The sequence below is a fragment of the Pseudoalteromonas sp. TAP-3C genome (assembly GCF_059888565.1).
This window is the reverse complement of sequence record NZ_CM187618.1, coordinates 728469-749568: the sequence shown is the minus strand read 5'-3', so window position 1 is coordinate 749568 and position 21100 is coordinate 728469. Positions and strand designations below refer to the sequence as shown.

At 40.0% G+C, this 21100-nt stretch carries 20 protein-coding genes and 1 tRNA gene; 2 read left to right on the top strand and 19 right to left on the bottom strand.

Annotated features, from left to right (window positions below; genetic code table 11):
• Nucleotides 1–37 precede the first annotated feature (37 nt).
• The 15 genes from AC6H44_RS03455 to AC6H44_RS03385 all read right to left on the bottom strand — a co-directional run bounded on the left by AC6H44_RS03455 (nucleotide 38) and on the right by AC6H44_RS03385 (nucleotide 12314).
• Nucleotides 38–112: transfer RNA gene (locus tag AC6H44_RS03455), tRNA-Arg, on the bottom strand.
• Nucleotides 113–334: 222 nt separating this feature from the next.
• Entirely contained in the window at nucleotides 335–1012 is a 678-nt protein-coding gene (locus tag AC6H44_RS03450) for a FlgO family outer membrane protein (protein WP_500737522.1), read from the bottom strand.
• Between the two features lie 8 nt (nucleotides 1013–1020).
• Complete coding sequence (locus tag AC6H44_RS03445; RefSeq protein ID WP_500737521.1) at nucleotides 1021–1698, bottom strand: FlgO family outer membrane protein; 678 nt, start codon at nucleotides 1696–1698, stop codon at nucleotides 1021–1023.
• Between the two features lie 12 nt (nucleotides 1699–1710).
• Nucleotides 1711–2304 (bottom strand): FlgO family outer membrane protein, encoded by a 594-nt coding sequence (locus AC6H44_RS03440; protein WP_500737520.1) that lies wholly within the window; start codon nucleotides 2302–2304, stop codon nucleotides 1711–1713.
• A 67-nt stretch (nucleotides 2305–2371) separates the two neighbouring features.
• Entirely contained in the window at nucleotides 2372–3034 is a 663-nt protein-coding gene (locus AC6H44_RS03435) for an SPOR domain-containing protein (RefSeq protein ID WP_500737519.1), read from the bottom strand.
• Nucleotides 3035–3052: 18 nt separating this feature from the next.
• Entirely contained in the window at nucleotides 3053–5410 is a 2358-nt protein-coding gene (locus AC6H44_RS03430; RefSeq protein ID WP_500737517.1) for a carboxypeptidase-like regulatory domain-containing protein, read from the bottom strand.
• Entirely contained in the window at nucleotides 5407–6093 is a 687-nt protein-coding gene (locus AC6H44_RS03425; protein ID WP_500737516.1) for a hypothetical protein, read from the bottom strand. The genes AC6H44_RS03430 and AC6H44_RS03425 overlap by 4 nt, the downstream gene beginning before the upstream one ends.
• Nucleotides 6094–6119: 26 nt before the next feature.
• The gene (locus AC6H44_RS03420; RefSeq protein WP_500737515.1) at nucleotides 6120–6950 is read right to left on the bottom strand and encodes a fimbrial biogenesis chaperone; all 831 of its coding nucleotides are present in this window, start codon (nucleotides 6948–6950) and stop codon (nucleotides 6120–6122) included.
• A 13-nt stretch (nucleotides 6951–6963) separates the two neighbouring features.
• Nucleotides 6964–7413 (bottom strand): DUF4402 domain-containing protein, encoded by a 450-nt coding sequence (locus AC6H44_RS03415; RefSeq protein WP_500737514.1) that lies wholly within the window; start codon nucleotides 7411–7413, stop codon nucleotides 6964–6966.
• A 38-nt stretch (nucleotides 7414–7451) separates the two neighbouring features.
• Nucleotides 7452–8045, bottom strand: coding sequence for a hypothetical protein (locus tag AC6H44_RS03410; protein ID WP_500737513.1), 594 nt, complete (start codon nucleotides 8043–8045; stop codon nucleotides 7452–7454).
• Between the two features lie 136 nt (nucleotides 8046–8181).
• Nucleotides 8182–8778, bottom strand: a complete 597-nt coding sequence (locus tag AC6H44_RS03405; RefSeq protein ID WP_500737512.1) for an SPOR domain-containing protein — start codon at nucleotides 8776–8778, stop codon at nucleotides 8182–8184.
• Nucleotides 8779–8923: 145 nt separating this feature from the next.
• Nucleotides 8924–9802 carry a UTP--glucose-1-phosphate uridylyltransferase GalU gene (gene galU / locus AC6H44_RS03400; RefSeq protein ID WP_500737511.1) on the bottom strand — a complete coding sequence of 293 codons (879 nt, stop codon included), beginning with the start codon at nucleotides 9800–9802 and terminating at the stop codon, nucleotides 8924–8926.
• A 21-nt stretch (nucleotides 9803–9823) separates the two neighbouring features.
• Nucleotides 9824–10675, bottom strand: coding sequence for a thymidylate synthase (locus AC6H44_RS03395; protein ID WP_500737510.1), 852 nt, complete (start codon nucleotides 10673–10675; stop codon nucleotides 9824–9826).
• Between the two features lie 13 nt (nucleotides 10676–10688).
• Nucleotides 10689–11492, bottom strand: coding sequence for a prolipoprotein diacylglyceryl transferase (lgt, locus tag AC6H44_RS03390; RefSeq protein WP_500737509.1), 804 nt, complete (start codon nucleotides 11490–11492; stop codon nucleotides 10689–10691).
• Between the two features lie 12 nt (nucleotides 11493–11504).
• Entirely contained in the window at nucleotides 11505–12314 is an 810-nt protein-coding gene (locus AC6H44_RS03385; RefSeq protein ID WP_500737507.1) for a sulfite exporter TauE/SafE family protein, read from the bottom strand.
• Between the two features lie 157 nt (nucleotides 12315–12471).
• On the opposite strand from AC6H44_RS03385, the gene AC6H44_RS03380 reads away from it, so the two are divergent.
• Nucleotides 12472–13677, top strand: a complete 1206-nt coding sequence (locus AC6H44_RS03380) for an IS4 family transposase (protein WP_500735106.1) — start codon at nucleotides 12472–12474, stop codon at nucleotides 13675–13677.
• On the opposite strand, the gene ptsP is transcribed toward AC6H44_RS03380, so the two are convergent.
• Entirely contained in the window at nucleotides 13674–15959 is a 2286-nt protein-coding gene (ptsP, locus tag AC6H44_RS03375; protein WP_500737506.1) for a phosphoenolpyruvate--protein phosphotransferase, read from the bottom strand. The genes AC6H44_RS03380 and ptsP overlap by 4 nt on opposite strands.
• Nucleotides 15960–15983: 24 nt before the next feature.
• On the bottom strand, nucleotides 15984–16502 hold the full coding sequence (gene rppH, locus AC6H44_RS03370) for an RNA pyrophosphohydrolase (RefSeq protein WP_500737505.1): 519 nt from the start codon (nucleotides 16500–16502) through the stop codon (nucleotides 15984–15986).
• A 529-nt stretch (nucleotides 16503–17031) separates the two neighbouring features.
• On the opposite strand from rppH, the gene mutH reads away from it, so the two are divergent.
• Nucleotides 17032–17703 (top strand): DNA mismatch repair endonuclease MutH, encoded by a 672-nt coding sequence (mutH, locus tag AC6H44_RS03365; protein ID WP_500737504.1) that lies wholly within the window; start codon nucleotides 17032–17034, stop codon nucleotides 17701–17703.
• A 225-nt stretch (nucleotides 17704–17928) separates the two neighbouring features.
• Here mutH and eno read toward each other — a convergent pair whose 3' ends face one another.
• Together eno and pyrG are read right to left on the bottom strand one after the other, a co-directional pair.
• Entirely contained in the window at nucleotides 17929–19227 is a 1299-nt protein-coding gene (gene eno / locus AC6H44_RS03360) for a phosphopyruvate hydratase (protein ID WP_500737503.1), read from the bottom strand.
• A gap of 95 nt (nucleotides 19228–19322) precedes the next feature.
• Complete coding sequence (gene pyrG / locus AC6H44_RS03355; RefSeq protein WP_500737502.1) at nucleotides 19323–20957, bottom strand: CTP synthase; 1635 nt, start codon at nucleotides 20955–20957, stop codon at nucleotides 19323–19325.
• Nucleotides 20958–21100: the final 143 nt, after the last annotated feature.

Sequence of the window (21100 nt, the reverse complement as noted above, 5' to 3'; positions counted from 1 at the left end):
AAAGTGGAAAGCAAAAAACATAACTCATTGATTTTATTGGTAGCCCCTGCAGGAATCGAACCTGCAACTGCCCCTTAGGAGGGGGCCGTTATATCCATTTAACTAAGAGGCCACATTCGAGCTTCGAGCTTCGAGCTTCGAGCTTCGAGCTGATAGCTGATAGCTGATAGCTGATAGCTGATAGCTGATAGCTGATAGCTGATAGCTGATAGCTGATAGCTGATAGCTGATAGCTGATAGCTGATAGCTGATAGCTGATAGCTGATAGCTGATAGCTGATAGCTGATAAGAAATTATAACGGTATCTGGTTTTTAATATCAAGTCTCAATTAAGTTAATTGCTTGATAAATATATATCTTCTTTATTTAATACGTATAGCGGGATGAATATTCGGCTACTGGCAGCTAGGCGCTTATTTTTAACATTAATCACACGCGCATTAATCACCACGCCATTTTCACGGTAAATAAGTGTACCCGATAATACGTGGCTGGCTATATTCGTTCCAGCAAGTTTACGCGTATCGCGGGTAAATACAAAGTCACCTCGGTTGTTAACTGTGATCAAATTGGCTGTTTTAAAATCAACGGCGCTATAACCAAACTTTTGTAGCTGGTGTATAAAGGTTTCTGATAACTGATTACCCAGCTGGCTGGCTGTATTTAAACTGGCATCTAGGTCAACAAATGAAGTCACGGCAATCGCTGCATCTTCTGGGGCAACTTGCATGGTGTCGGTTAAATCAAGGGCCATTTGCTCAACATAATTAACTAAGCTTTTGTGATGCTTGTGAGGGTTAAATTGTGTTGTATCTGCATATTGCTCTTGCTCGTCATTACGTTGCATTTGCGCCATGATCTGATCAAAATCAAGATTACTTACTACGGTTTGCTCACTTTCAACCTTAGCGGAATCGGCTGTGGTTGATTTTCCTAGTAAATTACAGCCTGAAAGTAAAAGTGCAAACACACCAATACTGAAAAGAGCCGATTGCTTAGCTAAATTAGCCATGATAAACCTCACTTACTCGCTTGTTTTAGCATAACGCCATCGGCAGTGTTGCTGCTATTTAACGCGTCAATCACTGACTGCGGAATAAAGCCCTGTGCAGAGCCTACAACCGCTTTACTTGCTAAACTTACAATACGAGCATTCACTAATATACCGCCTTGGTGGTTAACTAACGTGCCCGCTAATACGTAGCTAAAGTTTTGCTCTTGGTTAAGCTCTAAGTAGTCGCGACTAAACACAAAATCACCAGCAGGTGTAACGCGCATGAAATTGGTGGTTTTAAAATCAATCACCGGCACACCAAAATTATGTAGCTCATGCATAAAGCTTTCAGAAATTTGATTGCCCACTAGTGTAGCGTCATTGTAGTCATGATCTAAAAATACAAAGCTCGATACCGCCAAAGCCGTTTTATTATTTACGTATTGTAAGTTTTCGGCCATATCTTGCATTATGCCGCGCACATAGTGATTAATATTTTTTTGGGTTGGCGTATTTACTTGCTTATTTTTATTCATTATTGCGGTTTTATTTTGATACAGTGAGTCACTATTATTTGGTGCGGCAACAGGGCGCTGCTCAAAAAATAAAGGCGCATCGTCAGTAACTTGTGTATCGTTGTTAGTTGCTAACTGTGAGCAACCAAAGCCCAGTGGCAAACATAAAGTTAAAAGTAGGCGTTTCATGTGTGCTCCTAATTAATATTCACTGCGGTAAATGTAGTCACCGCGCTGCTGTATTTTTTCATGACTCCACATCACATTGATGGGGATTTCAGTATTGGCGGCAGAGACAACTTGATTGGTTTGCATGTTAACCATGCGGGCGTTAACAATATAAGCATGCTCTTGGCGAGTTAACGTACCTGTAATTACAAAGTCAATAATCTGACGCTGTTTTAAGTTACCAGTATGGCGGCTTAATACTGAATCTGCATTCGCTGATAAGTTAAGTTGGTTTTCAAGCCGGTATTCAACCATGTTATAACCTAGTTGAGTGAATTGGGTTATTAGGCTTTCCTGAATTTGCTGGCTAAGCCCTGCCCCTTGCCCTTGGGCAAGTTGCGAATCTAAGGCATTAGCCAAATAAAAGCTACTGACCGCAATTGACGCGGTGCTTTTAAAGGGCTCTTTAATATGGCTAAGCTGAGCACTTAAGTTACTTACGTACTGGTCGAGCGTATAAGGTGCCATTACCGCTTTAGGCGCATCAGTGCTAATACTTGGCTTTGGCTGAGGTGTTAAGCTACAGCCCGCTAAATTTAATAATAGTAAGGGTAACAAAAGGCGCATAGTTGCCATCCTCTAAAAACATAATACTTATAAAGCAATTATTATGCCGAATACCCTAGGTGCATAGTTATTTTAACGGCTGCTGGGTGTAATGACTCACAATGCAGTTAATTTGGCGCTGTTTAAGTTTATCGCAATCAGCAGTGGCATTCGCTTGGCTTTGGTAAGCCCCGAGTTTTAAGCGGTAATAAGTCATTCCACTCACATTAATTGTTTCTACATTAGCTACAAACTCGCCCTTAAATAATGAAGAAACACTGGTTTTTATTTCCTTTAAACTTTGGCGAAGCCGGTCTTTATCGGTAACTGCTGCAACTTGTAGGGCAAATAGCGCATTAACCGTTTGGGTTGTATTTGCTGCTGTAGTCGTTGCTTGGTTGGTTTTTTCATTGCTTGTTGAGGCGGCTATTTCAGCTGGGGCTTTAGCGGGTTGTACTACAGCCGTATTTGTTGATGCAGCGCCTTGTTTTGCCACGGCATTTAACTGGCTTATTAATAACTTTAGATCTTGTTCTATCACAAGTAAACGCTCAACACCCGCTTTGGCTGCTTGCCACTGTTGAGACGATGCTTTTAGCTGAGCTAACTCTTCATCCGAAAGACTTACACTGGCTTGTTTAGGCTCTGGCGACTCTACAGCTTTTTGGGGGCTACTGCATCCTGTTACAAAAAGCGCCCCCATACAGGCTATCAGTATTGAGTAACGTTTATATAAGTTAACTTGTTGCATGGTTAAACCTTATTGTTATTAGTGGCTAATAAGCTGCTTTTGCACTTGGCAGCTTAAGCCCTTTGTTATTAATTCACCGCACACTTGCTCAAGCGTGTCTTGCGCAGATTCAGCGTAAGCAATGGCTAAAATATACCGTTTTTGTTCATCGTCTTTTATATAAAACGCATCACGCTTTGATTGCTCATTTAAATGACGCTTAATAAGCTGATAATACGCTTTCATAATGGGTAAAGATGAAAAGCCACCCGCATTGGCAATATACGCTGGTGTTTGTGTTTTTTCTTTCAGTTCAAAGTCAACGCCCATGACGACTTCACCTTGAGCAGGTAAGTTTACCGTTACTTGTTGCGTATCTTTGAGTGATTTACGTTGTTTAAACTCATCATCTATTACGGCTTTGTATTCACCTGGTCGTAAGTCGGTAAACAAATAGTAACCGTCGTAGGCGGCTTGCGTTTGTGCCACTTGCTTGCCTTGCTTATCGAGTAATTTAACGCTCGCAAAGGGCTGCACTTCACTACTACCTTGCTCATTTTTTGTGTAAACAGTGCCCTCAACCTCGCTACTGTGATTAAGGGGTATTTCCATATATTCAACAAAGCCTGCACGGGGTGTAATAGAAAAGCCATCGGTAGCGGCAACTAAAAAAGGCTCACTAATACTACCAGGCTCAATCACTATGTCGGTGGTTAAGTTAGCTGGCATACCTGATAACAAAGCCATCCCGTTTTCATCAGTTATAGCTCTCCTATAATTTTGTACCCCTTTAACTTTTACCCCTTTTAAATTTTGCTCGCCTTGGTCATAAACCCCATTATTATTTTCATCTAAGTATACGTGCACCATTAACGACCCCGACTGTACTAAGCTGCGCCTATTAATAAAGTAATCGTTATTTTTAGTATCAAACCCTAAACTAAAGCGGCCAAATAAACCAATTCGCCAATTATCATTGGTGTCGTAGTTAACATTACTATTTAAACTAAATAAATCTGTTTGCCAGTTTAATCCCAACTCAGCAAATTTAACGTCTGTTTGTAATTCATGGGTAAGCGTTAATTCGCCTTGCAGGTTTGATGTAAGCGAGCGACTAAGTTCGGTTGTGTAACTGGTAATCTCAGTTGTAGGCTCTAAGGCGTAGTTAATCCCAAAACGCGCACTTAAACGCCCAAAGCGTTTTTGTAAACGGCTGCTGCCAAAAAAGCGGTTATTGTCGGCCCACTGTAGGTTATTATTAAACGCATACCCGCCAGCAGTATAATTTAAAATATTACCAAAGCTAGCAACACTGTCTCTAATGTCGTCATCGGTATAGCTTGCGGTGTTTTGATAACTTAATCGCCCATAGCTATTTTCCATCAGGTTACCTGAAAAAAACAATTCATAGCTATCTGTATTATTAAATACATTATTTTGCTGGATTTGGTTTTGTAATTGCGAAGCTTTACGCAAACTCAGCCTAATCGATTGCCCTAAAAGCTCAGAGCGAGTAGAAAGCTTTAATTCTTTTTCTTCACGGCTATTTTGTTCATAATCTAAATTAATGAGCACTTTGTTAAATACACTTAAATTAGAGCCAAACGCGTAATTAGTTAAGTTTTCTGCTTTATCGCTTTTTAGCGCAGACACCCCAGTGTAAAAAGATAAATAATCAGTGATGCCTTTTTCATAACGCCCCGATAACAACCAGCCTTCTTCACCCGCTACCGTATTGCCAGCATTTAATAACTGCTCACCTTGCTCGGTCAGTGATAACTCATAAAAACCCTCGCCACCTGCTAAGCTATTGCCATCAATAAGGTACTCTTCAACTTTGCGTTCAACTTCGCCTTGCGGCCCATAAAATATGAGCTCAAATGTGTTTGTACCAAATAATAAGTCTACATTTTCAAACAGATAGCGCCCGTCGGGTAAGCTTAATTGTTGATCAATCAAAATTTTATTACGATACAGCTCTACATCCCAACCAGCTTGAATAGCGCCAGTTAATGTTATTTGATTGCTGTTTATTTTTTTATAAAGTGGGGCATTGTTTACTTTTACACCCCGTGCATAATTACTTTTAAAGCGGCTGCCTATTTGTGTGGGCAACACATCACCAAATTCAACACGTGTGGCGTTTAGTGGACCGAGTAAATTACCCTCAGCGCTTTCACGATTAAAAGACAAGCGAGAATCTCTAATTACATCGCCCTGTGTACCCGTTATATAGTACTCACTATTAAAGTAAGCTAAATCTTGTGAGCCCAATATCGAATAATTAAGTATCCGGCTATTTTGTGAGGCTGAATAATTTAATTGCAAGTCGGCCACAGGCGAAGATACGGCTTTATATGGGCTGGCTTTCCAAGGTAATGTGGGAATCGTATTCAATGAACTTGTGTATAAAGTACGTTGTTGTCGCTGTAGCTTTTTTCTATAGGAAGAGTGTCGATTGGTGATAACCCTAACTCTAAGGAATTGTAATTTGCAACCATTCCTAACCCAAACCACTTGTTTAATAATGTAGCATCTATGTATATATCACCTGAATCTATATAGTAATCCAATGCTTTAAGTGGCTGTTCATCACCATTCAATTGCACAATTTTATTATTAATGTTTAAACTAAACGAGTTACTCTGTGAAATGTACCACCCTTGTGCCGTCAACATATCGCGATTAATCTCAATAGCAAAATTAAGCTGCTCAAATAAGCTATTTAGTTCAATCCAAGCCCCTGTTTCACTTTTAATACCAATTAACTCACCTAAATAATATTTACCTAAATAAGTAGAAAAAAATAACAGTTCACCAACAGGGATCCCTGTATTAATTTGCTGTGCACTGGTTATTGGTAGCTTACTTGATGGATCAGTGGTAACAATAGCAGGATCGCCTGCTGTAATGTTGTTTGGAGAAACACTTTGGTTGGTATCAAGATTGTCACTATTAGCTTGCTGTTCACTTAAGTTTTGCCATTTTTTTTCAATATTTAAAAGTATATTATGAACATCGTTAAGTCTTTTTTCAGCAGCATTGCAGCTAAAGCTCGTTACTAAAAGTAACAAACTCATACCGAGAAAATAGCAGGCATTCTTAATCAGTTTAGTAACCCTACAGAATTTGGACCAATAGATACTGTTTTTTCAGCAAATATTACATTTTGGTATTCTTTTAGCCCCGTATAAACAACTCTTAGTTTCCCTGGTTTTTTTATTGCGTTATTTTCAAAAAAATTCAGAGTTAATTTAGCTTCAGGTACCTCAGAGTAAATACTGTAATTACTAACCATCGCTACTTTTAATTCTTCTTTAGAGCTGTCTGCTGTGTAAAACGCTTCTACTTTACCAAAACTACTGTAATTACCCTCTTTTGGAAGTGAGATAAGCAGTGATTTATTATTTTGATTACTATTTAGCGTTATGTTTTTTATATCAACCTCAGGTAATTTTATACCTTGGCGTAAAATTACAGGAATAGAATAGCTTAATATCAAGTTGATTTTAATCCCTATTCCTTGTGTGGCGGTCTGTTCATCATTTGGTAGAGCTTGAAACAATAAATGCGAGCGATATTCCTGCTCGGTTAAATTTTGTGGCTTTCTAAGTGCTAGCTTTACGATTTGTCTTTCCCCGGGTGCCAAACGCACTTGCGATGGGCTCATACGTACCATAGCGCTTAATGCAGTCGCTGGCGGTGCATCTGGTTCTAACCTGATATACCCACCTTCAGGTTTTGCTATTTTTTCTTCCCAAGCCAAGCGGTAAGTTTTGTACTCCTCACTATTATTGATAACAACCACTTTGGCAACTCGCTGACGCTCATCAAATGTCACCCGAGTTGGCGAAATAAGTAAATTAGCGTGTGTATAAAAGCTAGTAAATATTAGTTTAAAACATGCACACAAAATAATTACTTTACATATATTCATTATTATTTTTCTCTTAGTAAGTGATGGTTATTTCAACGGTGGTACTGTATTTATCATCTAAATAAGGCTGGCCATTACCACTGGTACTTAATTGCCCGCCTATTTTTACCGTCGCCATACCATAAGCGTTTGTCGTAACAACCTGATTAGAGTAGCTAATATTAGACAACGTAAATGCATTACCACCATTTACGCGTGATAACGCAGGAAACACCCCAGCATCGCTAAAACTTATTTGCACACCAGCTCCTATCCCTTCAATTAACAACTCGGCAGGGTGGCCGCTCTGCATTAAATAGATATTATTACTGGTACTTGACCCATTAGGAAAAAGCGTTATTGAACGTACAGCTGTATTATTAGCAACTGCAATCGTACCGAAATTAAGCGGCTCAATAATAGTCACCTGTGCCACGCTACTAAAACTATAAAAAGAAATAGTAAAAAGTATATACCTTAGCATAAAAAAACACCTGCCTATTTCAGGCAGGTGGCTGTTTGTTAATAATCGAGTGTTAATGCAAATGTACCTCTGTACTCACCATCAATGTAACCAGCTGTAGTTACAGCGGTATCAGTAGTTAGTGTTGCTCCCATATTAAAAGTGGCCTCACCGGCAGCATCAACCTGCAAAGTGGTCGTAAATGCGGCACCGGCACCAGTCCCACCAGTGAGTAACCAAAAAGTAGGTGTACCGATCGTAAATTTAGGAGTACCTGGAGGCGCAGTTACAGCTAAAATATCCCCAGTTATACCCGCAGGATCAAGCGTAAGTGTTGCAAAAGGCGCAACGCCTGAAACAGTAAATAATGCTCTTTCGCCACGAACTAACTCAGCAATTGACGCGTCAGCCCCATCTGTAGCCACTGGAGCTGCACCAGGATTAGCAGGCATAACAATTGTTGCCGTTGTGGTGCCAGCAGGATCTGCTGTTGCACGAATGGTACCAAAATTTAATCCTGTATCATTTGTAAATGTAAATGCATTTTGCACAGTGACACTTGCTTGAACATCTGCACTCTCTAGAGCCGTTGTATTAAACGCAATTAGCGAAAGAGATGTAGCTACAGCTACTTTAGTAAATAATTTTTTCATAGTTTTCCCTTAGATATGTATCATTAACCTATTAGTCAGGTTATGTTAAGTATCGGCCAAAATCACTAAAAAGTTAGAAAATATTTACTTTATTTTTATACCTAGGTTAATGTAGTGCAAAATAAGCGTTAAAAACTTAAACACCCTCTGAAAATGTCGCTAAGCTGCAGTTATTGCCTATTCTGTAAAAAAACAAGCACAACTGCGCTGCTTGCTGTTGGTTTTTCAGCGGGCCTGCTACAACATTATAAAACGTAGTTGATTGTTTTTTTTGCTCATTAATGCGGTATTGCAAAATAGTGTTTAATTGCGGGTATTGCTCTTTTAGTCGCTGCACCTGTTTTTTAGCGCCATTAACAACTAAATAGCGACCAATTTGCACACCGTACATTGCTTTATTGGTACTAGCAACATTATTGGGTAAAGCAACGTCTGAAGAGGGTTGTAAAGATTGTTTAGCGCCATACTCAATACGTTTAACTTGTTCTTTCATTGCCTCGGGTACGCTATCAATATCTGTTTGCGCTGAAAGCGCTTGAATCAATAACGATAAGTCTTCTTCCATGGTGCTTAAGCGCGCTATTTGCTCTTTATTATTGTCCCATTGTTCTAGGTAAGGTTTTATATCTTGCTGACGTACAAGCTTATCGCTTTGTGAATCTAAGGGTATTAGCTGGTTACTACAACCAACTAATGCAAATGGTATTAACAATAGTATTAAACGAAGTTTCACTTTACCCACCCATTACAAAAATCTGCCATCTATAACTATTATGCAATAAAAGCGCCAATTAAGTTGTTTATTTAATTACGTTTTATTAGGCGATATGAAAGTGATAATCAAAAAAGCACCCTATAGGCGTTTTGTATAAATTTATTTAAATTAAGGTTTTAATAAAGGTTTTAAGCTCATCTTTGAATTCATCACGACGAAGTGCAAATTCTATGGTTGCTTTTAAATAACCAATTTTACTACCGCAATCATGGCTTCGGCCTTTTATAGCGTAGGCATCAACCGGTTCATTTACCATTAACATTGCAATGGCATCAGTAAGTTGAATTTCATCACCTGCGCCTTGCGGTGTTTTTGCCAATAATGGCCAAATATTTTTACTTAATACATAACGCCCTACAACAGCAAGATTAGAGGGAGCTTGGTCAACAGCTGGCTTTTCTACCATGCTCTTTATTGGTGAGCTTTCACCTTGGTTTAATTCAACATCCCCTAAATCCACCACGCCAAATTTATCTACGTCCTCTTTAGGAACTGGCTCAACCATAATTTGGCTGTGTTTGGTTTCTTTAAAGCGAGCGATCATTTCAGCTAGGTTGTCTTTGGTGAGATCACTTTCTACCTCATCAATAATAACGTCGGGCAAAATAACCACAAAAGGCTCGTCACCCACAATAGGAGCAGCACAATTAATGGCATGGCCTAACCCTTTAGCTTCACCTTGGCGCACATGAATTATGGTGACGTCTTTAGGGCAAATAGACTGTATTTCGGCAAGTAATTGCCGTTTAACACGTTTCTCTAAAGTGGCTTCTAATTCAAAACTGGTATCAAAGTGGTTTTCAATCGAATTTTTACTCGAATGTGTTACTAGTACGATTTCTTTAATACCCGCGGCAACCGCTTCGCTAACAACGTACTGAATTAATGGGCGGTCTACAACAGGTAACATTTCTTTGGGAATCGCTTTTGTTGCCGGCAACATACGTGTTCCAAGGCCCGCTACTGGGATTACTGCTTTCATTATGCTCTCCTTAACTGTTTTTTAAACTGAAAATGGGTATTGAATAGGCTCATGGCATTGATAACCAATAACCTCAAAATCATCTCGTGTTACCCATGTTTCTATGTCTTCAAGCGACTTAATCTGTGGGTTAATTTTTAACTGGGGTGACGCAAACGGCTCACGCTTTAATTGCACATCTCGCATTAAATCTAGCTGGTTTTCGTAAATATGGGCATTAGTAATTTTATGATACGCTTTACCCGCTTTATGACCGGTAATTTGCGCAACCAGAGCTAACAATACAAAACATTGAATTTGATTGAAATTGAGCCCCAGCGGCACATCACAACTTCGTTGATACGAAGTTAAATACAAAGTATCGCCAAGTAATGAAAAGGTATGCGTGTGCATACAAGGGCGCAAACAGCCAAGTTCAAATTCACCTGGGTTATAAAAAGTAATGATCTCCCCGCGATCGTCTATGCCATTTTTTAAGTTATTAATCACTTTAGCTAGCTGATCTAGGGTTGAGCCATCGGGTCGTTGCCAGGCTCGTCCTTGCACGCCATAAACGCGCCCCATATCATCGTCACCTTTGCGATTAGGGTTATTTAACCAGGCACTATTTTCGTTAGCGTTAGCATCCCAGGTTTTACAGCCGATATTACGAAACTGCTCAGCACTATCATAGCCTCTTAAATACCCTAAAAGCTCAGCTATCGCCGCTTTATAATAGCTTTTGCGTGTGGTGATCATTGGGAACTGATTATTAGCCACATCGTATTCTAAATCTGCGTTTATAACCGTTAGGCAACGTGTACCTGTGCGCTTGTTTTCAACCCACTGTCCGTGCTCAACAATGCGCTGACATAATTGTAAATATTGTTTCATTTAACTTCTTCTTTTAAACTTTTGCGGCTGTTTGCGATTGGGGTTGTTTGTAAGCCCAAATAAGTAAGCCTAACCCGCCTATTATCATCGGTAGCGATAAAATTTGCCCCATAGAAATAAAGTCGGCAAATAACCCCAATTGTGCATCGGGTTGACGAAAGTACTCTATGCAAAATCTAAAGATACCGTAGCCTAATAAAAATACGCCCGATACACTTCCCGCAGGGCGTGGACGCTTAATAAACCACAATAATATGACAAACAATACAAAGCCTTCAAAAAAAGCTTCGTAAAGTTGTGATGGATGACGAGCAAGCGGGCCTCCAGTAGGAAATACCATTGCCCACGGCACATCAGTGGTGCGCCCCCAAAGCTCACCATTAATAAAGTTACCTATACGCCCAGCCAATAAACCAACCGGCACTAAAGGGGCTACAAAATCACCGACTTGCAATAATGATTTTTTACGCGTCCAAGCAAAAATAGCAATCGCGGTGATCACCCCCAGTGTGCCGCCATGAAACGACATACCACCTTGATCTATCCTAAATAAATATAAAGGGTTTTCGATAAAATAACTAAATTGATAAAACAATACATAACCAATACGCCCACCGAGTATAACGCCGAGCATACTATAAAATAGCAAATCGCTAACTTGGTCTTTTGTCCAACCTGAACCGGGTTTATTAGCTTGACGATTAGCAAACCACATTGCAAATGCAAACCCAATTAAATACATTAGCCCGTACCAACGAACGCTAAGTGGTCCAATAGAAAATATTATTGGATCAATTTGAGGAAACTCCAGTGCCATAAAAATAAACCTTTAGCTAAAAACCATTTTAATAGCGATGATAACAAGTAACATCGCGAATACTTTCTTAATTGTATTTACAGGTAAATAATGCGTTGCCCTAGCCCCTATTGGCGCCATAAACCAGGAGGTAATAACAATTCCAAATAATGCAGGTAAATACACAAAACCCATAAAACCATTTTCTAAGTCAGTCACTTGCCAGCCAGCGCTGACATAACCAATAGAGCCAAAAAAGGCAATGACAATACCACATGCCGCAGCGCAGCCAATTGCCTTTTTAATATCAACCGAAAAATAATGCAACATAGGCACAAGTAATGCGCCGCCACCAATGCCAATTAACCCAGACAAAGCGCCCATTATGGCACTGATACTGCCAAGCACAGGACCTTTAGGCAAAGGCTGGTCCGGATTAGTTTTACTACCAACAGAAAGCACCATTCTCATTGCAATAAAAACCACACTGAGGGCAAATACTAATCGTAACATTTTCTCAGGTATAAAGCTGGCAGCAAAGCCACTAACCAATGCACCAAAAGCGACACCCGCCATGACCCAAGGGGCAATTTCCCAAGGCAGATTATCATTTCTATGATGAGCTAACGCTGAAGAAGTCGAAGTAAATAAAATAGAAGCTAAAGATGTGGCAATGGCAATAACCATTATATGCTCAGCACTGGCTACGTCAAAACCGAGTAACAAACTCGTTAGCACGGGGACAATAATTAAACCACCGCCTATGCCTAACAATCCTGCTAAAAAACCAACAATACAGCCTAAAAGTGCACAACTTGCGACTAGCAGCCCTAGTTCATACATAGTTATCTCAAATATATTTTTAATCTATTATATCAACAATAACAGCACTATTTATCACTTAGGTGCTGACGAATCCCCACAAAATAAAAATTAATGGTAGACTCTCATGATTATTTGTGATCAAATTTTTTCACTATAAAAAAACTCACTCATAATCATGAAAGCCACCGAAATATTACACAAAGATATTGCCATTGCCTACCCTGAAATTCATAAAACACGTTTAAATACAGTCTTTACGTTTGTTAACTCAGGCTTGCGTGACCAGCGCGTTACTGTCACTTACCTAGGCCGCGGATTAAAATCATTTTCTAATACCGATAAAAAACATGATATTAAACGCGCAGACCGTTTGATTGGTAATGCTAACCTGCATCAAGAACGTCTTTGTTTCTATGAACATATGACCGAATGCTTAGTAGGCCAGCAACAACACCCACTTATTATCGTTGACTGGTCACCTATTAATGGCGGCGAAATATTTCAAGTGCTCAGGGCAAGCATACCAATGGGGGGAAGAGCGTTAACGCTCTATGAAAAAGTGTATCCTGAAAGCGAATTAAATACCGAAGCGGCTCATCAACACTTACTCGATAGCTTGGCACAGTGTTTACCTGCAGATTGTCAGCCTATTATTTTATCTGATGCTATTTTTAGAACGCCATGGTTTAAAGCCATAGAAGATAAAGGCTGGTATTGGCTTGGGCGCGTCAGAGGCAATGTGACCTTATCTAGCGACCTTGAGACATGGCGAAATTGTAAATCATGGTTTGAGCAAGCAACAGATAAACCACACCTTCTGACACAGATTTACTACGGAAAAACAGTTCGTTTCGCGTGCCAAGGTGTTTTGTTTAGAGGGAAAAACAAGGGACGTAAAAAAATCAAAAAACGGGGTGGGCAATCTCAATGTACAACGGTTAAATACCAACAACAAAAGGCCAAAGAGCCTTGGCTACTTGTGTTTAATTTACCTACACAATTTACAGATAAGCCTCAACGGATTGTGACTTTATATAAACAACGTATGCAAATAGAAGAAAGTTTCAGAGACACTAAGAATGCAAAACTTGGCATTAGTTTAGCCTTTGCAAATTCAAGAAGCGCAGAAAGGTTTGATAATTTATTGCTCATAGCGGCGTTAATGTTGTTTGTCTTATGGTGCATAGGGTACACCGTGTCGGCACAACAAGGGGATGCGGCATTACAAGCGAATACAGAGAAAAAACGACGAGTATTGTCCTATATTTATCTTGGCAAAGAAGTGGTTGATGATCCTAGGTATGAGCCTGATGGGCAGTTCATTATTTATGTGTATAGCCAGTTGTCACTTCTGACTATACAAATTGATAATTTAGGCTAAATTCGTGGGGATCTCTCAGACTTAGGTGTATAAAATAAATCGCCTAGTTGGTGCTCTATCATAAAGTGACGGGTTAATCGTAATACTTGTTTAGCGTTTGGCTGGGCTAAACACTCGCTAAGTAATGTCTCCATATCACTCACATTCAAACGCCTTAGCACCCATTTAACTTTGTTTAACGACGATAAGTTCATACTTAAACGCCTGTATCCCATGGCAATGAGCAATATAGCACCTTCAGGATCGCCGCCAAGCTCCCCACATAAACTAAAGGGTAATTCATAGTGCTCACACTCGCTGGCAATATTATTTAATACGCGCAAAACAGCTGGATGATAAGGGTTAAACAAATCAGCCACTCGGGCATTTGATCTGTCTACCGCTAGCAAATACTGGGTTAAATCGTTACTGCCTACTGAGCAAAAATCAACTTTTTTAGACCACTCTGGCAACATAAATACACTAGAGGGCACCTCGAGCATAATGCCAATATCTGGTTTTTCAATAATTTGCCCTGGAAAAGCTTCATTTAACTCGAAATAAGCTTGATTGAAAAGTGTTAGCGACTCTTCAACCTCATCGGAACCACTGATCATAGGTAGCATAATTTTTAAATTACCTAAGCCTATGTTGGCCTTTAACATCGCCTTGAGTTGATCAAGAAAAAGTTCTGGATGATCTAAGCTGATCCGAATACCACGCCAACCTAAAAATGGATTTTCTTCGGTAATATTAAAGTAATCTAAGACTTTATCGCCGCCAATATCCAAGGTACGCATAACAACCGGGTCTGGGTAATAACTACTGAGTACTTCTCGATACCATTTTTCTTGGTCTTGTTGCGATGGGAACTGCCCTTTTTGCATGAACCATGCTTCAGTACGATACAAGCCAACCCCATCACAAATATGCGCGCTATTTTGTTGTGTATTTAGTTCAAGCCCTGCATTAAGTAATAAACTAATATGTTCCCCATCTAAAGTGGTTGCAGGCAATGATTGCTCTTCTAGGAAACGATTATTAAGTAGATTATCTTGGTGTTGGAGTTGCGTATATTCATCAATTAGCATTTGCGAGGGTGAAATATATAAACGCCCTGAAAAAGCATCTAAAATCATTTCTTTGTTATCAAACTGCAATAGCGGCAAATCTTCAATACCCCAAATTGCAGGCACCCCCATAGCGCGAGTTAAAATAGAAGCGTGGCTGTTTGCTGAACCATTAATGCTTACTACCCCCGCTAAACGCTCGTTGGGCACCTCTGCTAGCATGGCAGGCGTTAATGTGTGCGTTATTAAAATAGTGTTTTCAGGGTACTCTTTTATAGCATCTTCAGTATTCACTAAATGATGAAGCACCCGCAAACCTATGTCTTTAACATCAACGGCACGTTCTTTAATATAAGGGTCTTGCATTTCGTTAAACTGAGCAACTAAACGTTCAATTACAATTTTTAAAGCACTCTTTGCACACCAACCTTCTTGCAGTTGTACTTCAACATTATGCCCTAAGCTTTTAGTATCAAGTAACTGCTGATATACATCAAACACAGCCAGCGCCTCTTGTGGTATGGCATCGCTTAATGTCATCGACAAAGCGCTAAACTCTTTACGCGTTGCTGCAATCGCTTGAGTAAATAAACGGCGCTGTTCATTCACATCGCTATTTTTAGTGAGCTCTATTGATTTAAAGTTAAGCTTAGGAATAACTACAAAAGCTTTACCTATACTAATACCGGGGGTGCTTGAAACTCCTTTTAACACTGATGTTTGATGAGATGACTCATCTTGGCGCAATACTTCTTTTATTTCAGCATGCGCTAATTGCGACGCAAGCTGAGCCGAGAGGGTAATTAAAAATGATTCTTCATCTTGAGAAAATACCCGAGCCATTTTTTGTTGCACTACAATAACGCCTAATACCTTTTTTTGATGAACAACGGGTACAGACAAAAATGCGTTATAACCTTCTTCGTTAACTTCAGGGGAGAGCTTAAAACGAGGATGAGACTTAGCAAACGCAATATTAATGGGTTCTTCACGTTGTGCAACCAGACCAACTAGCCCCTCAGTAAAACCCATTCGAAACTTGCCCACTGCATCAGGGTTTAAGCCTTCGGTGGCCATAAGTACAAAGTTATCTTGGCTGTAATCGGCAAAATAAATGGAGCAGCATTGAGTGTTCATGGCATCTTTCACCATTTTCACAAAGCACGCTAACGCACTGTCTAAATTCGCTTGTTGCGAAACAGACTCAGCAATCGATCTGAGTGATGCCAGCATACACTGCTCCCTATTTATGTAAAACTACCTTTTATTTCGCCAGTTATCTTTATGTTGCTCTCGTTTATTAAAAGGCATTGCAAAAGGAGCAAACTCTTTCATAACACGCCGATAAACATCCCGTTTAAACGATACAACCTGCCTTACAGGATACCAATAGCTCACCCATCGCCAATCATCAAATTCGGGGTGATGGGTTTTAAGTAAGTTTACATCTTCATCTTTACAACGTAATTTTAATAAAAACCATTTTTGTTTTTGCCCAATACACACCGGACTTGAGTCGCGGCGAATCAATCGTTTGGGTAACTTATAGCGTAACCAATGTTTTGAGCTTGCAACTATTTCTACATCTTCTGGTCGCAAGCCTACTTCTTCGTGCAATTCACGGTACATCGTTTGTTCTGGTGTTTCACCATCATCAACCCCCCCTTGAGGAAATTGCCAAGAATGTTGGCCATAGCGTCTGGCCCAAAATACTTGCCCTTGATTATTGCAAATTACAATTCCGACATTGGCACGAAAACCTTCGGCATCAATCACCTTAGTGCCTCATTTGTAAGTCGATTTTTTATGATTGTTCCACATTAGCCGCAATACGGCAAATACTATTATAAGTAAGCCTTATTGACCCCGCTTGTTGAGGCAAATTAATCTGCATATGAATAACAAACAACACTGATATTTTATGAGCATGGATAAACACATAAAAACCTCACTGTTTACGCTGGTTACTCACAGTTTGTGCATAACTTTTATAAAACACGCTCATTTAGCAAACAAATCCACAATGCGACATCTAAAAAGCGATGTTCTCCACAAATTCTGTGGATAAACTTGTTCATAGTTCTGTATTTATCCTTATAACAAATATAGATATTAATTAAAGCTGATTACTAAAAGCAAAAAAAACATTGTAGTTCAGGTGTTTAGATAAATTTATAATTTAAAAACAGTGCATAAAATTACACCAAACACTGCCAGTACAAAAATCAACCAACCTCAAAAGATATCCACTACTAAGCTAATTTGCTATCATGACTGTAGTATTTATTCAACTAAAATAAACAGCATGCAACCTTTAAAACCTAATTCAATCAATCAATTAATGCAACGCGTTAACGCTATTGCTGGGCTCACACTTGGGCAATTAGCACAACAGCATCACTTTAAAACACCTGATGATTTATTGCGTGAAAAAGGCTGGACAGGTCAGCTGATTGAATATGTTTTAGGGGCAACAGCCGGTTCAAAACCGCTCCCTGACTTTGAAGATTTAGGCATAGAGCTTAAAACATTACCCATTTCATATAAAGGTAAACCGCTAGAAACTACCTTTGTGTCGGTCACCCCGTTAATGAATGTAACCGGTATGACCTGGCACACCAGCAGCGTACGTAAAAAGTTGAATCATGTTTTATGGTTACCTATTTTAAGTGAGCGCGATATCGCCCCGTTTGATAGAACCATAGGCAGTGGCTTTTTGTGGCAACCCTCCCAAGCACAAGACGCACTATTACAACGCGACTGGGAAGAACAGATGGAGCTTATAGCGCTTGGTCGAGTTGATGAGATATCAGGGCATTTAGGCGATGCAATGCAAATACGGCCAAAAGCCGCTAATAGCCATGTCGTTACCGATGCCATCGGCCCAAACGGGCAAATAATTAAAACACTGCCCCGTGGTTTTTATTTAAAAACTAGTTTTACCGGCGAGATTTTAAAGCAGCAATTTCAGCTTTAATTGATGAAAAGTAATTAGCGTTTGACTCGGCTAGTTGCTAACTAATGCCTATCGCCTAATGTCTACTTTCTTACTTTTTTTAACCTAGACATTCGCACTGGTTGCTTAACGTCCGTAGCTCGATGCTCGTAGCCCGTTCCCTTTGTCTCTTTTTTGCTATTTTTTACAAAAAAATCCTCGCATAGGCGAGGATTTTTATAATCTTAAATTTCAGACTCTAAAGAATTACTGACCTTTCACTTCTTTTAAACCATTGTACGGTGCTTTAGCGCCTAATTGCTCTTCAATACGAAGCAATTGGTTGTACTTTGCAACACGGTCAGAGCGGCTTAATGAACCTGTTTTAATTTGGCCTGCAGCTGTACCTACGGCTAAATCAGCAATGGTTGCATCTTCTGTTTCACCAGAGCGGTGAGAAATAACCACTGTAAAACCTGCGTCTTTCGCCATTTTTATGGCTGCTAACGTTTCGGTTAGTGAACCAATTTGGTTAAATTTAATTAAGATTGAGTTAGCAATACCGTTATCGATACCGCGTTTTAAAATCTTGGTATTGGTTACAAACAGATCGTCGCCCACTAATTGAACTTTATCGCCCATTAGTTTAGTTTGGTGAGCAAAGCCATCCCAATCAGACTCATCTAAGCCATCTTCAATTGATACAATTGGGTATTGCTCAGTTAAGTCTTTTAAGAAGTAGTTAAACTCTTCAGATGTGAATTGCTTGCCTTCACCCTTAAGATCGTAGATATTTGCTTCTTTGTCATAAAACTCAGAGGCAGCACAATCCAGTGCAAGGGTAATGTCTTTACCAAGCTCGTAGCCGGCATTAGCAACCGCCACTTTAATGGCGGCAAGTGCTGCTTCATTTGAGGCAAGGTTTGGTGCAAACCCCCCTTCATCCCCCACCGCTGTTGAATGGCCATCCGCTTTAAGTACTTTGGCAAGGCTATGAAATACTTCAGCGCCCATACGTAGTGCTTCACGAAAGCTAGTAGCTCCCACTGGCTGAATCATAAACTCTTGAATATCAACAGAGTTATCAGCATGCTCACCACCATTGATGATGTTCATCATTGGCAATGGCATAGAGTAAACACCCGGCGTGCCATTTAAGTCAGCGATGTGCTCGTAAAGCGCTACTTTTTTAAATTGTGCAGCGGCTTTTGCGTTTGCAAGGGACACGGCTAAGATGGCGTTGGCACCTAGTTTTTCTTTGTTTTCAGTGCCGTCTAAATCAAGCATTACTTGGTCTACATCACTTTGAGCAAGTGCATTTTGACCTTTTAGCGCTTTAGCAATGTCATTATTAATAAAGCCAACTGCTTTTAACACGCCTTTACCTAAGTAACGCGTTTTATCGCCATCACGTAATTCTAATGCTTCGCGAGTGCCGGTAGATGCACCAGATGGTGCCGCAGCACGGCCCCATGAACCATCAGCTAAATACACTTCAGCTTCAACAGTTGGGTTACCACGCGAGTCCATAATTTCACGACCGATTACTTTTACGATTTCTGACATCTTGATTCCTCTATATTCCCAAAATGGTGAGTATGGCTAACTTAAGCCAGCCTTAGAAATAAAAAAGGCCATGCAATATGCACAGCCTTTTATAATTACGAAGATGCTTTTTGATAGGCGTGAGCCGCAGCCACAAACCCTTCAAATAGCGGGTGACCATCGCGTGGTGTTGAAGTGAATTCCGGGTGGAATTGCGCTGCAATAAACCAAGGGTGATCTTTATTTTCAATGATCTCTACTAGTTTTTTATCTTCAGATAAACCTGTAAAGCTTAAACCTGCTTCCTCAAGCTGTGCTACAAAGTTGTTGTTAACTTCGTAACGGTGGCGATGGCGTTCAACAATTTCGTCACTACCATAAACACCATGCACTTTAGAGCCAGGGATTAAATGACATTTTTGAGCGCCTAAACGCATAGTGCCACCTAAATCAGATTTTTCATCACGTACTTCTATATTACCTTCAGCGTCTAACCACTCAGTAATTAAACCAACCACTGGGGCTGTTGAATTTGCATTAAATTCAGTTGAGTTGGCATCCGTTAAACCCGCAACGTTACGTGCGTATTCAATTAAAGCAACTTGCATACCTAAACAAATACCTAAGTAAGGCACTTTATTTTCACGGGCATATTTAGCCGCTAAAATTTTACCCTCAACACCGCGACCACCAAAACCACCGGGCACTAAAATAGCGTCTAAGCGAGAAAGGATATCTGTGCCTTTCGTTTCTAGGTCTTGTGAGTCAACATATTGAATATTAATAGTTAAACGATTTTTTAATCCAGCATGCTTTAATGCCTCGTTAACTGATTTGTAAGCATCGGGTAATTCAGTGTACTTACCTACCATACCAATGGTCACTTCACCCGTTGGGTTTGACTCTTGATACAATACTTGTTCCCATTCAGCTAAATCAGCCTCTGGCGCGTCTAAATGAAAACGTCGGCAGACGAAGTTATCTAGCTCTTGCGATTTTAATAGTGCAGGAATTTTATAAATACTGTCTACATCTGGGAGTGAAATAACGGCTTTTTCTTCAACGTTGGTGAACAATGCAATTTTTGCACGCTCATTATTTGGCAATTTACGATCTGAGCGACAAATAAGAATATCTGGTTGAATACCTACCGAGCGTAACTCTTTAACTGAGTGCTGAGTTGGTTTTGTTTTCACTTCACCGGCAGGGCCTAAGAATGGCACTAGGGTTAAGTGAATGAAAAGTGCGCGTTCACGACCAATTTCTGTACCCATTTGACGAATCGCTTCGATAAATGGTTGTGATTCAATATCACCTACCGTACCACCAATTTCAACGATTGCTATATCATGGCCTTCTGCGCCATCATAAACACGTTGCTTAATGTCATTGGTAATATGAGGAATAACCTGAATAGTTGCGCCAAGATATTCACCACGTCTTTCACGACGTAGTACATCTTCATATACGCGCCCTTGCGTAAAGTTATTACGACTGGTCATTTTGGTGCGAATAAAGCGTTCGTAGTGACCTAAATCAAGGTCGGTCTCTGCGCCGTCTTCGGTAACGTATACTTCACCATGTTGAATTGGGCTCATTGTGCCTGGGTCAACGTTGATGTAAGGATCCAGCTTTAAAATGGTAACATCTAAGCCTCGGGCTTCTAAAATAGCGGCCAACGATGCTGCTGCAATACCTTTACCCAACGAAGAAACAACTCCGCCAGTAACGAAGATAAATTTTGTACTCATGCGAACCCTAGAATATCAGGAATTAAAAGAAATATAATACCCAAACAAGTGATTTTGGAATATAAACAAGACGGGATAAAATTGTACCAAAACATAGCTGAGCAATCCAGCTATAAATGGTAAATCTATGCACAAAAAACAAG

Excerpts from the sequence above, each read along its gene's own strand:
- AC6H44_RS03450 (WP_500737522.1), bottom strand. The coding sequence starts at position 1,012 with ATGGCTAATTTAGCTAAGCAATCGGCTCTTTTCAGTATTGGTGTGTTT.
- AC6H44_RS03445 (WP_500737521.1), bottom strand. The coding sequence starts at position 1,698 with ATGAAACGCCTACTTTTAACTTTATGTTTGCCACTGGGCTTTGGTTGC.
- AC6H44_RS03440 (WP_500737520.1), bottom strand. The coding sequence starts at position 2,304 with ATGCGCCTTTTGTTACCCTTACTATTATTAAATTTAGCGGGCTGTAGC.
- AC6H44_RS03435 (WP_500737519.1), bottom strand. The coding sequence starts at position 3,034 with ATGCAACAAGTTAACTTATATAAACGTTACTCAATACTGATAGCCTGT.
- AC6H44_RS03425 (WP_500737516.1), bottom strand. The coding sequence starts at position 6,093 with ATGAGTTTGTTACTTTTAGTAACGAGCTTTAGCTGCAATGCTGCTGAA.
- AC6H44_RS03420 (WP_500737515.1), bottom strand. The coding sequence starts at position 6,950 with ATGAATATATGTAAAGTAATTATTTTGTGTGCATGTTTTAAACTAATA.
- AC6H44_RS03415 (WP_500737514.1), bottom strand. The coding sequence starts at position 7,413 with ATGCTAAGGTATATACTTTTTACTATTTCTTTTTATAGTTTTAGTAGC.
- AC6H44_RS03410 (WP_500737513.1), bottom strand. The coding sequence starts at position 8,045 with ATGAAAAAATTATTTACTAAAGTAGCTGTAGCTACATCTCTTTCGCTA.
- galU (WP_500737511.1), bottom strand. The coding sequence starts at position 9,802 with ATGAAAGCAGTAATCCCAGTAGCGGGCCTTGGAACACGTATGTTGCCG.
- AC6H44_RS03395 (WP_500737510.1), bottom strand. The coding sequence starts at position 10,675 with ATGAAACAATATTTACAATTATGTCAGCGCATTGTTGAGCACGGACAG.
- lgt (WP_500737509.1), bottom strand. The coding sequence starts at position 11,492 with ATGGCACTGGAGTTTCCTCAAATTGATCCAATAATATTTTCTATTGGA.
- AC6H44_RS03385 (WP_500737507.1), bottom strand. The coding sequence starts at position 12,314 with ATGTATGAACTAGGGCTGCTAGTCGCAAGTTGTGCACTTTTAGGCTGT.
- AC6H44_RS03380 (WP_500735106.1), top strand. The coding sequence starts at position 12,472 with ATGAAAGCCACCGAAATATTACACAAAGATATTGCCATTGCCTACCCT.
- ptsP (WP_500737506.1), bottom strand. The coding sequence starts at position 15,959 with ATGCTGGCATCACTCAGATCGATTGCTGAGTCTGTTTCGCAACAAGCG.
- mutH (WP_500737504.1), top strand. The coding sequence starts at position 17,032 with ATGCAACCTTTAAAACCTAATTCAATCAATCAATTAATGCAACGCGTT.
- eno (WP_500737503.1), bottom strand. The coding sequence starts at position 19,227 with ATGTCAGAAATCGTAAAAGTAATCGGTCGTGAAATTATGGACTCGCGT.
- pyrG (WP_500737502.1), bottom strand. The coding sequence starts at position 20,957 with ATGAGTACAAAATTTATCTTCGTTACTGGCGGAGTTGTTTCTTCGTTG.